This is a genomic window from Microbacterium sp. MPR-TSA4 (assembly GCF_058792815.1).
On sequence record NZ_JBXAFF010000004.1, the window covers coordinates 51,932 to 66,203 of the forward strand.

15 protein-coding genes are annotated in these 14,272 nt (G+C 69.7%); 12 read left to right on the top strand and 3 right to left on the bottom strand.

The annotated features are described in order from the left end of the window. The first annotated feature begins 13 nt into the window (after positions 1–13). On the top strand, positions 14–829 hold the full coding sequence (locus AC1Q49_RS03765) for a purine-nucleoside phosphorylase (RefSeq protein ID WP_492490992.1): 816 nt from the start codon (positions 14–16) through the stop codon (positions 827–829). Between the two features lie 17 nt (positions 830–846). Here AC1Q49_RS03765 and AC1Q49_RS03770 read toward each other — a convergent pair whose 3' ends face one another. Both AC1Q49_RS03770 and AC1Q49_RS03775 read right to left on the bottom strand, forming a co-directional pair. Then, positions 847–2,292 (bottom strand): sulfatase family protein, encoded by a 1,446-nt coding sequence (locus AC1Q49_RS03770; protein ID WP_492490993.1) that lies wholly within the window; start codon positions 2,290–2,292, stop codon positions 847–849. 122 nt (positions 2,293–2,414) lie between these two features. Beyond that, a complete protein-coding gene (locus tag AC1Q49_RS03775; RefSeq protein ID WP_492490995.1) occupies positions 2,415–3,152 on the bottom strand; it encodes an SDR family NAD(P)-dependent oxidoreductase in 738 nt (245 codons plus the stop codon). A 106-nt stretch (positions 3,153–3,258) separates the two neighbouring features. Between AC1Q49_RS03775 and AC1Q49_RS03780 the strand changes: the two genes are divergently transcribed. The 8 genes from AC1Q49_RS03780 (at position 3,259) to rpiB (ending at position 10,797) form a co-directional block, all read left to right on the top strand. Next, positions 3,259–4,206: a sugar-binding transcriptional regulator gene (locus AC1Q49_RS03780; protein ID WP_157831545.1), complete on the top strand. Its 948-nt coding sequence runs from the start codon at positions 3,259–3,261 to the stop codon at positions 4,204–4,206. Positions 4,207–4,314: 108 nt separating this feature from the next. Continuing rightward, entirely contained in the window at positions 4,315–5,067 is a 753-nt protein-coding gene (locus AC1Q49_RS03785) for an SDR family NAD(P)-dependent oxidoreductase (protein ID WP_492490996.1), read from the top strand. Positions 5,068–5,096: 29 nt separating this feature from the next. Further along, a complete protein-coding gene (locus tag AC1Q49_RS03790) occupies positions 5,097–6,608 on the top strand; it encodes a mannitol dehydrogenase family protein (protein WP_492490998.1) in 1,512 nt (503 codons plus the stop codon). Continuing rightward, positions 6,605–7,444, top strand: coding sequence for an ABC transporter permease (locus AC1Q49_RS03795; RefSeq protein WP_101305336.1), 840 nt, complete (start codon positions 6,605–6,607; stop codon positions 7,442–7,444). Before AC1Q49_RS03790 ends, AC1Q49_RS03795 begins: the two co-directional genes overlap by 4 nt. After that, complete coding sequence (locus tag AC1Q49_RS03800; RefSeq protein WP_492491000.1) at positions 7,441–8,292, top strand: ABC transporter permease; 852 nt, start codon at positions 7,441–7,443, stop codon at positions 8,290–8,292. The genes AC1Q49_RS03795 and AC1Q49_RS03800 overlap by 4 nt, the downstream gene beginning before the upstream one ends. A 3-nt stretch (positions 8,293–8,295) precedes the next feature. Next, positions 8,296–9,138: an ABC transporter ATP-binding protein gene (locus tag AC1Q49_RS03805; RefSeq protein ID WP_223848786.1), complete on the top strand. Its 843-nt coding sequence runs from the start codon at positions 8,296–8,298 to the stop codon at positions 9,136–9,138. 57 nt (positions 9,139–9,195) lie between these two features. Further along, entirely contained in the window at positions 9,196–10,251 is a 1,056-nt protein-coding gene (locus AC1Q49_RS03810; RefSeq protein ID WP_492491001.1) for an ABC transporter substrate-binding protein, read from the top strand. A gap of 81 nt (positions 10,252–10,332) precedes the next feature. Further along, complete coding sequence (rpiB, locus tag AC1Q49_RS03815) at positions 10,333–10,797, top strand: ribose 5-phosphate isomerase B (protein WP_101305339.1); 465 nt, start codon at positions 10,333–10,335, stop codon at positions 10,795–10,797. Positions 10,798–10,846: 49 nt separating this feature from the next. On the opposite strand, the gene AC1Q49_RS03820 is transcribed toward rpiB, so the two are convergent. Next, on the bottom strand, positions 10,847–11,473 hold the full coding sequence (locus AC1Q49_RS03820) for a manganese efflux pump MntP (RefSeq protein WP_060959756.1): 627 nt from the start codon (positions 11,471–11,473) through the stop codon (positions 10,847–10,849). A 163-nt stretch (positions 11,474–11,636) separates the two neighbouring features. On the opposite strand from AC1Q49_RS03820, the gene AC1Q49_RS03825 reads away from it, so the two are divergent. From AC1Q49_RS03825 to AC1Q49_RS03835, 3 genes are read left to right on the top strand one after another with little or no spacing between them, the layout of a single operon-like run. Next, on the top strand, positions 11,637–12,575 hold the full coding sequence (locus AC1Q49_RS03825; RefSeq protein ID WP_492491004.1) for a metal ABC transporter solute-binding protein, Zn/Mn family: 939 nt from the start codon (positions 11,637–11,639) through the stop codon (positions 12,573–12,575). A gap of 29 nt (positions 12,576–12,604) precedes the next feature. Then, entirely contained in the window at positions 12,605–13,405 is an 801-nt protein-coding gene (locus AC1Q49_RS03830; protein WP_492491005.1) for a metal ABC transporter ATP-binding protein, read from the top strand. Between the two features lie 2 nt (positions 13,406–13,407). Further along, complete coding sequence (locus tag AC1Q49_RS03835; RefSeq protein ID WP_267956415.1) at positions 13,408–14,262, top strand: metal ABC transporter permease; 855 nt, start codon at positions 13,408–13,410, stop codon at positions 14,260–14,262. The last annotated feature ends 10 nt before the right edge of the window (positions 14,263–14,272 follow it).

The window sequence follows — 14,272 nt, forward strand, 5'->3', positions numbered from 1 at the left end:
AGAGGGCTCCCCGATGTCTGAACCGTCCCCCACCCACCAGGCCGCCGCTGCTGCCGCCGACATCGCACGTCTGACCGGCGTCGCCGAGCACGACATCGCCGTGACGCTCGGCAGCGGCTGGAAGACGGCCGTCGAGCACCTCGGCACCACCGTCGCCGACATCCCCGCCGCCGAGGTCACGGGCTTCCGTGCCTCCGCCGTCCAGGGGCACGCCGGAACGCTCCGCTCCCTCGTCACGGATGACGGGACCCGGGTGCTCGTGCTCGGCGCGCGCACCCACTTCTACGAAGGACACGGCGTCGCCGCGACCGTCCACGGCGTCCGCACGGCCGCCGCCGCGGGTGTGAAGACGATGATCCTCACCAACGGCGCGGGCGCCCTCGACCCCGACCGCATCCCCGGCACGGCGGCACTGATCACCGATCACATCAACCTCACCGCGCTGTCTCCCGTGACCGGCGCCCGCTTCATCGATCTGACCGACCTCTACTCGTCGCGGCTGCGCACCCTCGCGCACGCCGTCGCGCCGGAGCTCGGCGAGGCCGTGTACGTGCAGCTCACGGGTCCGCACTACGAGACCCCGGCCGAGGTCCGGATGCTCCGCGGCCTCGGCGGCGACCTCGTCGGGATGTCCACCGCGCTCGAAGCGATCGCCGCCCGCGAGGCGGGGCTCGAGGTCCTCGGGCTGTCGCTGATCACGAATCTGGGCGCCGGCCTCCAGTCCGGAGCGCTGAGCCACCAGGAGGTGCTGGAGGCCGGGAAGTCGGCCGAGGCGACCCTCGGTCCGCTGCTGGCGCGCGTCATCCGCGCGATCGCCGCCGGCTCCTGAGGGGGGTGGGCGCTCGTTCACACGGAGGACGACGCCCAGCCCGCCGTCCTGAGGGCGCTCTCCGCGCGCCAGCGGGAGATCACCTCTTTCAGGCGGGCTTTGGTTCCGGCCGCGGCGGGAGCGTCCCACAGCGAATGCTCCTCGTGCGGGTCGGTGCGGAGGTCGAACAGCTGACCCTCGTCGGAGTCGATGAACTCCACGAGCTTCCACTCCGTGTCCCGCACCATGGTCATCAGAGCCGTCTCGGTGAGGATCATGTCGCGGGCGTGCTCGGCGAAGACGTGCGCGCGTCCCTCCCAGCCGTCGCCGGTCAGCGCCCCGCGCAGTGAGGTGGCCTCCATCCACGGGGGGATGTCCGCGCCGGCGAGCTCGAGGATCGTGGGGCCGAGGTCGAAGAGCGAGGCGAGGCCGTCGACCCGCGATCCCTGGCGGACGAACTTCGGGCCCCACACGATGGCGGGCACGCGCACGCTTCCCTCGTACATCGTCCACTTCTGGCTGTGGCCGTGGTCGCCGAGCGTGTCTCCGTGGTCGGAGGTGAAGATGACGATCGTGTTGTCGAGCACTCCCCGTGCCTCGAGGGCGTCGAGCAGGCGGCCGATCTGCGCGTCGATCATGGAGATGTTCGCGAGATAGTGGCGGCGCTGTCGCAGGCTCCGGTGGCGCTCGGGGTCTTCGTCGTGCACGACTGAGTCGTGGTCGTTGCGCACGTGCTCGGCGCGGAGGGCCTTCAGCACGGACGGCTGGCCGTCACGGTCGGCCGCGGAGTTCACCGGCTCCGGCACGTCTCGCCCCTCGAAGAGATCGAGATGCGCGGGCACGGCGTCGTAGGGCGGATGCGGCCCGGGGAAGCCGATCTGCAGGAAGAAGGGGAGGTCCGTCAGACCCGGGAAGACTTCCACCCAGTGCCGCGCCATGTTCCCGACGAAGTTGTCGACGTGCAGCTCCTCGGGAAGCTCCCAGACGAACGCCCCGAGACGATCCTGGTAGTCGGGCACGTCGCGCAGCGTCCGACGGTCGGGCTTGACGTACCCGTGGCTCCACAGCGCCTTGTCCCAGTTGTCGAAGAGGAAAGGCAGCTCGGGATTGCCGCGATCCTTGTTCTCCATCACGTGGCGCTCGTGGAATCCGACGGCGGCGTCATAGGGGAACGTGTGCATCTTCCCGACGTTCACGCAGCGGTAGCCCTGAGCGGCGACGCGCTCGACCCAGGAGTGTCGCCAGACGTCGTCGTTGCGGTAGACGCCGGTGGTGTGCGGGTACAGGCCGGTGAACAGGCTCGCACGGGAGGGCGCGCACGACGGTGAGGTCACGTACATGTTGGTGAAGGCGGTGCCTTCCCGCACGAGGCGGTCGAGGTGGGGCGTGATGGCATGCGAGTGCCCGAGCGCGGCGATGGTGTCCCAGCGCTGCTGATCCGTGATGATGAACACCACATTCGGCGGGGTGTCTGACTGAGGCATGAATCATCTCCGATTCGTTCACACGGCTCTCGTGCCTGACGCAGGCTCGAACTCTGAGGGAAAGCTAGCACAGGTGCTCACATATGAGAGCCATTATCTCATTTCACCGCTCGTATGAGCGCTCACCGCATGCTGAGGCCGCCGTCGACGTCGAGGCAGGCTCCCGTGACGTACGCGGCGTCCGACCCGAGCAGGAAAGCGATCGCGGTGGCCACCTCGCGGGTCGAGCCCAGACGCTCGAGCGCGATGCCGGCGGCGGCGTCGCGGCGGACGTCGGCGAGGGCGCGGCCCGTGTCCTCGGCGACCTTCTCCATGACGGATGTCTGCATGGGGGTCGCGATCAGGCCCGGGCAGACCGAGTTCACGCGGATGCGAGGCGACAGCTCCCGGGCGAACGCCTTGGTGAGGTTCACCACGGCGGCTTTCGAGGCCGAGTACGCCATGGAGGCGGGGAAGCGCGCGAGGTGCGCCGAGGTCGAGGCGATGTTCACGATCGCGCCGCCGTCGACCAGTCCCGTGCCGGCGGCGCGGCAGAGATGGAACACAGATTTCACGTTCACGTCGATCGTGCGGTCCCACATGTCGTCGGTGATCTCGTCGACGGGGGCGGAGAGTGCGATGCCGGCGGCGTTCACGAGCCCGACCGCGCCCTCGAGCGCGGTGGCGACGACGGCGCGGCCATCGGCATCGCTGAGATCTGCGGCGACGACGCCGGCGGAGTCGTCAGCGGAGGGGCGGACATCCGTGGCGAAGACCTCGTAGCCTCGTTCCCGCAGCGTCGCCACGATGGCCCCGCCGATCGCGCCGCCCGCTCCGGTGACGACGACGCGGCCGAGGGGGCGGGGTGTGGAGCTGCTCATGGTCGTCATGCCTCTCGAATCAGAGTCGCTCATATGAGCGCTTTTGTGTCACACTGGATGCTGACTGTTCTACCCCGCCACGTGATGCATGTGCAAGGAAGCCACAATGACCGACATCGCCGCCACCGACCCGCTCCTCTCGAAGGAACTCATCACCCGTGTGGCTCACGCCTACTACCTGAAGGACGAGTCGAAGGTCGACATCGCCAAGCAGCACGGGATCAGTCGATTCCAGGTCGCGCGGCTCCTGCAACGGGCGCGTGAGCTGGAGATCGTCAAGATCGAGGTGCGTTCGCTGGACGGCGTGAACCTCGGGCTCAGCGAGCGGTTGCGGGCCAAGCTGGGGCTGACCGCGGCATGGGTCGTCGACTCCTCCGACCCGGCCGACGTCGTCGACATCATCGGCGCCACGATGGCGCGGATCCTGGAGGAGACCGTCCACCCCGGCGACGTCATCGGGATGTCGTGGAGCCGTGCGCTCGTCGCGATGACGCGGCACCTCGAACGTCTCCCGAAGTGCGTGACCGTCCAGCTCGCCGGACATGCCGGCAACAGCGCCGATCTCCCCGACAGCTCGGAGCTCGTGCGCCGGATCGCGCGCGCGTCCGGCGGAGCCGCCTATGCGATCCCGTCTCCGCTGCTCGTCACGGACGAAGGCGCATTGCGCTCGCTCCTCGGCCAGCCGATGATCTCCGCCGCCACGGCGATGTTCGATGCGATCGACGTCGCGGCGATCTCGATCGGCGCGTGGCGTCCGGACGAGTCCGCGGTCTACGCGGCCGCCTCGGAGCGCGACCGCGCTCGCGCCAGCGAGCTCGGCGTGGTGGGCGAGATGAACGGGCGGCTGTTCGACGCCGACGGTGTGCCGGAGGACTCCGTCATCGGCAATCGCGTCGTCGGCATCCCCCTGGATCAGCTCGCGAGGATTCCGCGGCTGATCGCCGGCAGTTTCGGGGCGGCGCGTGCCGAGGCCACCATCGCCGCCACGCGTGCCGGCTACGTCAACGAGCTGATCGCCGATCGGCGGCTCGCGGAGGCCATCCTGAGCGCGTGAGCGCCTGACCCCGTTCCGCTCCGCGCGATCTCGTTCTTGCGCGGGGCGGCGTCATCCCGTACAAATGATCATACGAGCACCTCAACCGCTCGAATGATTGGGACGAGAATGACCTCGAACACGGGATCGGGCGCGGCCGCCTTCGATTTCTCCGGCGCGCGCGTCCTCGTCACCGGCGGCTCGCGCGGCATCGGTCAGGCCATCGTCGACGCCTTCGTCGCCGCGGGCGCGGACGTCACGTCGGTGCAGCGCAGCGACCGGGCGGGCGATGCGGCGAGAGTGCGACGGATCGCGGCGGATCTCACCCTGCCGGATGACGTGGAAGCGGTCATCGCGCAGGTGCGGGCCGCGGGCGGCGTCGACGTGTTGGTGAACAACGCCGGACTGCAGGCGTGGCACGACTCGACCGACTTCCCCCTCGACGAGTTCGACCGGATCCTGTCGATCAACCTGCGCGCCGTGTTCCGGCTGAGTCAGGCGCTGGGCGGCGACATGCTGCGCAACGGGGCGGGGAAGATCATCAACATCGCATCGATGACGTCGTTCGTCGGCGGCTTCCGCGCTCCCGCCTACGCGGCCTCCAAAGGCGCCGTCGCGCAGCTGACCAAGGCGCTGTCGAACGAGTGGGCGGGTCGCGGTCTCAACGTCAACGCCATCGCCCCCGGATACATCGACACCGAGCTCAACCAAGAGCTCAAGGCCGACGCGGAGCGCTCGCGAGAGGTCTCCCACCGGATCCCCGCGGGCAGATGGGGGACCCCCGAGGACATCGCCGGCGCGGCGCTGTTCCTCGCCTCCGACGCGGCCGCCTACATCCACGGCGTCGTCCTGGCCGTCGACGGCGGCTGGCTCGCCCGCTGAACACCCCGCACCCTCAGAAAGGCCTCGCAATGGAGCGACTCACTCAAGACACCCTCGCGGCACTGCCGGAGGACATCGCCCGGCCCACCTACGACCGCAGCGCCGTCACCGCCGGAATCGCCCACATCGGCGTGGGCGGCTTCCACCGTGCGCATCAGGCGATGTACGTCGATCGCCTCCTGCAGCGCGGGCAGGCGCGGGAGTGGGGCATCTGCGGCATCGGCCTGCTGCCCACCGACGCGCACATGCGCGACGTCATGCGCGAGCAGGACGGCCTCTACACCCTCGTGCTCACGCACGCCGACGGCCGCCGCGAGCGTCGCATCATCGGGAGCATCGTCGACTACCTGTTCGCGCCCGACGACATCGAGGCGGTGCTGGAGAGGCTCGCCTCCGCAGAGATCCGCATCGTCTCGCTGACGGTCACCGAGGGGGGATACAACTTCTCCGCCTCAACGGGGGAGTTCGACTTCGCCAACCCCGCCGTCGTCGCCGACCTGCGAGACCCGACGCGACCGAGCACGGTGTTCGGCATCGTCACCGAGGCGCTTGCGCGCCGCCGGGATCGAGGCATCCCGCCCTTCACGGTCCTGTCGTGCGACAACGTCCAGGGCAACGGCGCCATCGCCCGGCGTGTGTTCTGCGCGTTCGCGAGCCGGCGGGATCCGGAGCTCGGCGCGTGGGTGGAGCGGCACGTGACGTTCCCCGACACGATGGTCGACCGCATCACCCCGGTCACCTCGGACGCGGACCGGGTGGAGAACGACGCGGCCATCGGCGTGCACGATGCGTGGCCGGTCGTCTGCGAGCCCTTCGAGCAGTGGGTCATCCGGGACGACTTCGTGAACGATCGACCGGAGTGGGACCGCGTCGGCGCGCAGTTCGTCGCGGACGTCCATCCCTACGAGCTGATGAAGCTCCGTCTGCTCAACTCCAGTCACCAGGCGATGTGCTACTTCGGGGTGCTGGCGGGCTACACCTTCGCGCACGAGGCGGCGACGGATCCCGACATCGAGCGCCTGTTGCGCCGATACATGGACGAGGAGGGCACGCCGACCCTCGAGCCGGTCCCTGGGATCGATCTGACCGACTACAAGGACACGCTCATCGAGCGCTTCCAGAACCCGGAGGTGCGCGACACCCTCGCTCGGCTGTGTGCGGACTCCTCCAACCGCATCCCCAAGTGGCTCCTGCCGGTCGTTCGCGATCAGCTCGCCCGGAGCGGCCAGGTGCACCTCTCCGCCGCGATCGTGGCGAGCTGGGCGCGGTACGCGGCAGGGGTCGACGAGAGCGGGAAGGCGATCGAGGTCGTCGACGCGCTCAAGGAGCAGGTGATGGCCGCGGCGCGGGCCCGCCGGGACGACCCGCTGGCCTTCCTGCGCAACGAGGAGCTGTTCGGCTCCCTCGCGGACGAGCCCGCCTTCACCGTTCCCTACCTGCGGGCGCTGGACTCCCTGTGGAGCGAGGGGGCGAAGCGCACCGTCGCCGTGCTGGCCGCGTCCGCGGATCCGGCCTCCCGCACCGCCGAGGACGCCCGATGACGACGACGAGGACGCTCGCGCTCAAGGACGTCCCCCGCCGCCGCCGGCCCTCGCTGGAGCCGGTGTGGCGCCGCGAGCCCAGGAAGCTCACGTCCCTGCTCATCTCGGTCGGCTCCGCCGTGGCACTGATCGCCGTCTGGGCGTGGGTGACACGTCCCGGAGGCGCGATCTCCCCGCTCTTCCTGCCCTCGCCGGGCGACGTGTGGGATGCCGCCGTCCGCTTGATCGAACGTCCCTACCTGGGCTCGACGCTCGGCGGGCACATCGTCTCGAGCCTGACCACCGTCATCGCCGGCTGGCTGCTCGCGGCGGCCGTCGGCATCCCTCTCGGGGTGTGGATCGGCTGGTCGCGCAAGGCCCGGTGGACGGTCTACCCGATCTTCCAGCTGCTGCGACCCATCCCGCCCATCGCGTGGATCCCGTTGGCCCTCGTCTGGTTCGGCATCGGGGATCCTTCGCGGGTGTTCGTGGTGTTCGTCTCCGCGATCGTCCCCTGGACGCTGAACTCGATCCACGCCGTCACCTCGGTGGAGCCCACCCTCGTCAACGCGGCACGCGTCCTCGGGGCGCCGCCGCTGACCATCCTGGGACGCGTCGTGATCCCGACGGCGATGGCCACGTTGCTCGCCGGCGGCCAGATCGCGATGGGAAACGCCTGGACGACGGTCATCGCCGCCGAGCTGCTGGGCGCGCTCAGCGGACTCGGATACGTCGCCCTCAACTCCTCGCGCACCCTCGACACCGACATCCTGCTGGTGTCGATGATCACCATCGGACTGATCGGAGCGTTGTTGTCCGCATTGATGAAGCTGCTCACCCCGGGAGGACGGCGATGACCGTCGTGAACGACCTTCCCGCCACCGTGACCAACGCGGTCGTCGACGGACCGCGGCGCGCTGCACGATTCGACACCGGTGCCATCGTCTGGACGACCGGGACGCTCGTGGGCCTGATGATCCTGTGGATCGTGGCGACCGACGTCCTCCAGCTCGTTCCCGAACGGGTGCTCCCGTCGCCGTCGGCGGTCGCCGGGAAGTTCGTCCAGGTCCTCGTGGAGCCGTTCGCCGGCGCGACGCTCGGAGGCCATGTCCTGGCGTCGCTCGGCCGATGGCTGAGCGGTGTGCTGATCGCGATCGTCGTGGGGGTGCCGCTGGGGTTCATCCTCGCGTGGATCCCCGTCGTCCGCGCGATCGTGGCGCCCGTCTTCGAGCTGCTGCGCTACATCCCGCCCTTCGCCTGGATTCCCATCGCGGTCCTGTGGATGGGCGCGAACACGTCGGCGCAGGCGCTCGTCGTCTTCATCGCCGCGTTTCCGGCGATCGTGATCAACAGCCGCCTCGGCGTCACGCAGGTCGACCCTCTGCTCGTGAAGGCGGCGCGCACGACCGGAGCCGGCTCGGCGCGGATCCTCGCCTCCGTTGTCGGCCCGGTGGCCGCCGCATCCGCCTTCACCGGTGTGCGCATCGGATTCGGAAACGGGTGGATGGCGCTGGTCGGCGCCGAGCTCATCGTGGGCAAGCAGGGCCTCGGCAACCTCATCCTCCAGGGGCAGGCCAACCTGTCCACGCCCATCATCATCGTCGGGATGATCTGCATCGCCGTCGTCGCGACGGTCTTCGACATCATCCTCCAGCGCATCCAGCGGCTGCTCTTCTCGTGGGCGCCGAAGAACAAGGGGAACTGACCCATGAACGACATCTCCACCGACAGCCCCACCGCCGCGGCCGTCCCCCTCGAGGGCGGAACCGTCCCGAAGATGCAGGTGCGCGGCGTCTCCAAGCGGTTCGTCACCAAGAGGGGCGAGGTGCAGGCGCTCGCCGAATGCGACCTCTCCATCGCGGAGGGTGAGTTCGTGACGATCGTCGGCCCGTCCGGGTGCGGCAAGTCGACGCTCATGATGATCGCCGCGGGTCTGGAGGATGCGACCACGGGCGAGATCCTCGTCGACGGCAAGGTCGCCGGTCAGCCGGGCCCGAACCGGAGCGTCGTGTTCCAGAAGTTCGCGCTCTTCCCCTCCCAGACCGTGTTCCACAACATCGAGTTCGGCCTCAAGGTCGCGCGGGTGCCGAAAGCCGAGCGCGAGCGCCGCGTGGACGCGCAGCTCGCCCTGATGGGACTCAAGAAGTTCAGGAACTCGTACCCCCACGAGCTGTCCGGCGGCATGCAGCAGCGCGTGGCGATCGCCCGCGCCCTGGTCGTGCGGCCGGAGATCCTCCTGATGGACGAGCCGTTCGGCGCGCTCGACGCGCAGACGCGGACGCTCCTGCAGGAGGAGGTCTCACGCCTGCACCGCCACGATCGGTACACGGTCCTGTTCATCACGCACAGCGTCGAGGAGGCCGTGTATCTCGCGGACCGCGTCATCGTGATGAGCGCGCGCCCGGGACGCATCAAAGCGGAGATACACGTCCCCCGCGATGCCGAGTGGCGCGCGGCAGACATCGAAGCGGCGATGGGCTACGCCGACTTCAGCGAGATCCGCCAGCGGATCTGGTCTCTCGTCCGGGAAGAGATCGTCACGGACGACTGATCCGCACACCCGAAGCCCGTTCCCCACAGAAGCCCGTCCACCACAAAGGAGTGTTTGATGAAGAAGAAGCGAACCAGCATCCGAGTCCTCACCACCGTCGCCACGTTGGCGACGATCGCCCTCACCGCGAGCGGCTGCGCGGGGGGAGGGGGCAGCGGTCAGGCGGATGCCGACGGCGTGACCCACATCACCATCGCGACGCAGGCGCAGCCCACCGGGTTCTCGCTGTGGCTGGCCCAGGACCTCGGCTACTACAAGGAGGCGGGCCTGGACGTCGACTTCCAGATCGCCGAGAGCGGAGCGGCCCTGCTCGCATCGGGCGCGGCCGGTGACTGGCAGGTCGGGTACATGGGCGGTCCGCCGCTCATCAGCGGCTACAAGACCTGGGGTCTGCTCCCCGCCGGAGCGATGATGGACGAGTACCGCAACCTCATCCTCTTCATGGACAAGGACGTCCTCGCGGGCACCGATCCGGCGACGGCGCTCGCCAAGACGCCCGTCGGCGTCGTCGCGAACAGCACCAGCGCCCAGCTCCTCTACGCCTGTGCCGACGCACTCGGTGTCGCCGCGGCCGACATCGAGACGGTCCCGCTCGATCCGGCTGCCATCGCGAACGGGATGCTGAACGACGACATCAACGCCGCCGTGCTGTTCTCGGTCAACAACGCGCCCCTCCTGGCCGACCCCGACAAGTACGTGCAGGTGTGCGACGGAGAGAAGGCGGGGGTGTCCATCCTCGACCCGTACGTCGTCACGCCCCGCTTCTGGGCCGAGAACCCGGATGCCGCCGCGGCGTGGGTCGACGCCGTGTACAAGGCCAACGAGTGGATCATCGACACGCCTCGGGACGAGGTGCTGGCCACGTTCCAGGTCTTCCTCAAGGAGATGGGAATCGAGGCGACCGACGAGGAGGCCACGTACGCGCTGGACGCGCGGCAGTGGCTGACCTTCGACCAGGCGCTGGAGCAGATGCGCGGGACCGCCTTCACGGACAGCCTCACCAAGACGGCGGAGTTCCTCGTCGGGGCGGGCGTCTACGACGAGATGCCGGCGATCCCCGAGCTGAACGCGAAGGGGCTGGAGATCATGGAGGCCGCGGCCCAGCGCCGCTGACCTCGGCATCCGCACGATGCCGGAGCGCCCCGCGTCGGGCTGGGCGCTCCGGCATCTCCACTCGACAGGAGGGGCAGTCCCATGACGGTCATCATCGGTTCGGATCACGGAGGGCACGATCTTCGGCGCGACCTCCTGACGCACCTGCGTGCGCGGGGCGTGCCCGTGCGGGACATCGGACCCGCAGACGATGCGATCGTCGACTTCCCCGACGTCGCCGCGCAGCTGACCACTGCCCTCCTGCGCAGCGAGGAGGGAAGCCGCGGCATTCTGATCTGCGGCTCCGGCGTCGGGGTGTCGATCGCCGCGAACAAGGTGCGCGGCATCCGTGCGGCGCTCGCGCACGACCACTACTCGGCGCACCAGAGCGTGGAGCACGATGACGCGAACGTGCTCTGTCTGGGAGGACGTGTCGTCGGAACCCAGGTGGCGCGTGAGCTGGTCGACGCCTTCCTCGGCGCGACGTATCAGGGGGGAAGCGACTTCGAGCGTCGCCTCCGAAAGGTGATCGCCCTCGAGAGCGGGCACGGCGAGCGCGAGCGATAGGCGCCAGGAGCGCCAGGAGCGCCAGGACCGCCGCAGCCGTCCCCGACGCTCAGGCGGTGAGGTGCTCGATGAGGATCTGCGTGCCGATGCCGATCAGCACGAGCCCGCCGAGGATCTCGGCGGGCCGGCGGAAGCGGGTGCCGATGCGGTAGCCGATGAACACCGCGATGAACGACAGGGCGAACGTCACGAGACCGATCGCGGTCACGGCGACCGCGACGTCGACGTTCAGGAAGGCGAACGACACCCCGACGGCGAGGGCGTCGATGCTGGTGGCGACCGACAGCAGCACGACCTCGCGGGTCGTGAACGCCTCGACGTCGTGGACGTGTTCGGCTTCCCCGGCCTCCGTCGGCGCGTCGGGGGTGAGCGCCTCCCACAGCATCTTTCCGCCGACCAGCGCGAGCAGGCCGAACGAGATCCAGTGGTCGAACGGGGCGATGGCGTCCGCGAAGGTCGAGCCGAGCAGCCAACCCAGCAGCGGCATGACCGCCTGGGCGACACCGAAGGCGGTCGCGAAGACGAGGGCCGTGCGCAGCACGTGGGCCCGCAGCTGGAGGCCCTTGCCCAGGGCGACGGCGAAGGCATCCGCCGATACGCCGAGGGCGAGCAGCAGAAGAGTCCAGGGTGAGATGACGGCTCCTCGGAACGGAAAGGCGACGACCGGAGAGGTCACGGTCGGAAAGGGGTGATGGGCCGTCCGCGTGCGCCGTCGGCGCGGGGGCCGAACAACAGCCTGACGTCGCGCGGTGCGCTCGTTCAAGCCGAGAGCCCGGATTGACAGCATTTCGGGCCGCCCGGATTTGATAACGATTATCACTAGCCGTACTCTGGGGGACATGAAGCGTCCCGTCGTCCTCCTCGCCGCGCTGACCGCGGCATCCGCCCTCGCGCTCACCGGCTGCTCCGGCTCGACCGGTGCGTCCTCCACGCCCTCCGCCTCCGCCGACGGCACGATCGCCGTCGTCGCCTCCACCAACGTGTACGGCGACATCGCGAAGACGATCGGCGGCGAGCACGTCGAGGTCACCGCCCTGATCGCCGACGAGAGCAAGGACCCGCACGAGTTCGAGGCCACCGCGGCCGACCAGCTCGACATCCAGAACGCGCAGCTGCTCATCGAGAACGGCGGCGGCTACGACCCGTTCATGGCGACGCTGAAGGATGCCGCGAAGTCGGACGCGCCGCTCATCAGCGCCGTGACGTTCTCCCCCGAATGGACGGGCTCCGACCCGTCCGAGGCCGTCGACGGCTTCAACGAGCACGTCTTCTACGACCCGCAGACCATCGCGGCCGTCGCCGACGAGATCGCCGCCCAGCTGGGCGCCCTCGACCCCGCGGAGGCGAGCGTGTTCACCGCCAACGCGAAGGCGTTCCGGGCAGACATCGACGCGAAGGTCACGCCGATCCTCACCGAGGTGGCGGCGGCCCACACCGGCACCGAGATCTTCGTCACCGAGCCGGTGCCGCTGTACCTCGCCGAAGCCGCGGGTCTGACGAACGTCACGCCCGCCGCCTTCAGCGAGGCCGTCGAGGAGGGGCAGGACGTGCCTCCCGCGACCCTTCTGGACGCGCTCACCCTCGTCGGCGGCGGGTCGGTGAAGATCGTCTTCGTCAACGCGCAGGCGGCCGGCGCGGAGACCACGCAGGTCGAGACGAAGGCCGGCGAGGCGGGCGTTCCCGTCATCAAGGCGTCGGAACTGCTTCCCGAGGGCGAGAACTACGTATCGTGGATGACCGACATGGCCACGCAGATCAAGAGCGCCCTGGGTTCGTGACCCCGGCGACATCCTCACCCCTTCGCATCATGGCCGCCGCGCTCTCGCGCGGCGGCCATGAGCTGTGGCGCGGCCTCGACCTCGAGCTCCAGCCCGGCGAGCTCGTCGCGGTGCTCGGCCCGAGCGGGGCCGGCAAGACCACGCTCCTGCGTGCCGTGCTGGGCCTGGAGCGGCTGACCGGCGGCACCATCGAGGCCCTCGGCGAGCGCGTCCGTCACGCCGGCAACCGCCGCATCGGCTACATCCCCCAGCAGCGCCCGCTGCCCCGGCACACGGCCATGCGCGGGCGCGACCTCGTGCGCCTCGGCGTCGACGGCCACCGCTTCGGTCCGCCCCTGCCGCGCCGCGGCGACCGTCGGCGCGTGCAGGAGCTCATCGACGCCGTCGGGGCGACCGCCTTCGCCGACCGCCCCGTGGGCCTGCTGTCCGGTGGCGAGCAGCAGCGGCTGCGCGTCGGGCAGGCGCTCGCCGACGAGCCGGGCCTGCTGCTGTGCGACGAGCCGCTGACGAGCCTCGACCTGGCCAACCAGCGCGACGTGATCGATCTGATCGATCGCTACCGCACCGCGAGCGGCGCCGGGGTGCTGCTGGTCACCCACGACATCAACCCCGTGCTCGAGAAGGTCGACCGCATCCTCTACCTGACGGGCGGCCGCTTCACGCTGGGCCGGCCCGACGAGGTGCTGACCTCGCAGACGCTGACCGCCCTCTACGACACGCCCGTGCACGTCGCGCGTGTCGGGGGACGACTGGTCGTCGTCGGCGCCCCCGACTCGGATGCCGACCACCATCACCACGGCGACGCCGCCGCACCGGGAGCTGTCGCGTGAACATGGACGACATCGCGAACGCGCTCTTCGGCGGGCTCTCGCGCTACGGCGACATCCTCGCGCTCGTGCAGAACTCGGTGTGGGCGGGAGCCGTGCTCGGCATCGTCGGCGGGCTCATCGGCGTGTTCGTCATGCAGCGCGACATGGCCTTCGCGGTGCACGGCATCAGCGAGCTCTCCTTCGCCGGAGCGGCCGCCGCGCTCCTGCTCGGCTTCGACGTCGTGACGGGCTCCATCTTCGGATCGCTCGTCGCGGCCGGCCTCATCGGATGGCTCGGAGCGCGGGCGCGCGATCGCAACTCGATCATCGGCGTGCTCATGCCCTTCGGGCTCGGCATCGGCATCCTGTGCATCTCGCTCTACAACGGGCGCAGCGCCAACCGCTTCAGCCTGCTCACCGGCCAGATCGTGTCGGTGCAGAGCGATCAGCTCACCGTGCTGATCGTGCTGAGCGCCATCGTGCTCGTCGCGCTCCTGCTGATCTGGCGCCCGCTGACCTTCGACTCCCTCGACCCGCAGTCGGCCGCCGCCCGCGGAGTGCCGACCACGGTCGTGTCCTTCGCCTTCATGCTCCTGCTCGGCATCGTCGTCGCCGTCGCCGTCCACATCATCGGCGCACTCCTCGTGCTCTCGCTGCTGGTCACCCCGGCCGCGGCGGCGATGCGCGTGTCCAACGGTCCCGTCGCGGTGCCGCTGCTCGCCGCCGGCTTCGGCGTCACCGCGGCCGTCGGCGGCATCCTCCTCGCGATCGCCGGCACGCTGCCGGTGAGTCCGTACATCACGACGCTGTCCTTCCTCATCTACCTCGTCTGCCGTGCGATCGACGGGGTCCGTCGGCGGGGCAGTGTCGAGGCGTGAGGGCGGGCTG

Coding starts and splice junctions, on each gene's coding strand:
- AC1Q49_RS03825 (WP_492491004.1), top strand. CDS start 11,637: ATGAAGCGTCCCGTCGTCCTCCTCGCCGCGCTGACCGCGGCATCCGCC.
- AC1Q49_RS03835 (WP_267956415.1), top strand. CDS start 13,408: ATGGACGACATCGCGAACGCGCTCTTCGGCGGGCTCTCGCGCTACGGC.
- rpiB (WP_101305339.1), top strand. CDS start 10,333: ATGACGGTCATCATCGGTTCGGATCACGGAGGGCACGATCTTCGGCGC.
- AC1Q49_RS03765 (WP_492490992.1), top strand. CDS start 14: ATGTCTGAACCGTCCCCCACCCACCAGGCCGCCGCTGCTGCCGCCGAC.
- AC1Q49_RS03775 (WP_492490995.1), bottom strand. CDS start 3,152: ATGAGCAGCTCCACACCCCGCCCCCTCGGCCGCGTCGTCGTCACCGGA.
- AC1Q49_RS03770 (WP_492490993.1), bottom strand. CDS start 2,292: ATGCCTCAGTCAGACACCCCGCCGAATGTGGTGTTCATCATCACGGAT.
- AC1Q49_RS03790 (WP_492490998.1), top strand. CDS start 5,097: ATGGAGCGACTCACTCAAGACACCCTCGCGGCACTGCCGGAGGACATC.
- AC1Q49_RS03780 (WP_157831545.1), top strand. CDS start 3,259: ATGACCGACATCGCCGCCACCGACCCGCTCCTCTCGAAGGAACTCATC.
- AC1Q49_RS03785 (WP_492490996.1), top strand. CDS start 4,315: ATGACCTCGAACACGGGATCGGGCGCGGCCGCCTTCGATTTCTCCGGC.
- AC1Q49_RS03810 (WP_492491001.1), top strand. CDS start 9,196: ATGAAGAAGAAGCGAACCAGCATCCGAGTCCTCACCACCGTCGCCACG.
- AC1Q49_RS03795 (WP_101305336.1), top strand. CDS start 6,605: ATGACGACGACGAGGACGCTCGCGCTCAAGGACGTCCCCCGCCGCCGC.
- AC1Q49_RS03805 (WP_223848786.1), top strand. CDS start 8,296: ATGAACGACATCTCCACCGACAGCCCCACCGCCGCGGCCGTCCCCCTC.
- AC1Q49_RS03830 (WP_492491005.1), top strand. CDS start 12,605: ATGGCCGCCGCGCTCTCGCGCGGCGGCCATGAGCTGTGGCGCGGCCTC.
- AC1Q49_RS03800 (WP_492491000.1), top strand. CDS start 7,441: ATGACCGTCGTGAACGACCTTCCCGCCACCGTGACCAACGCGGTCGTC.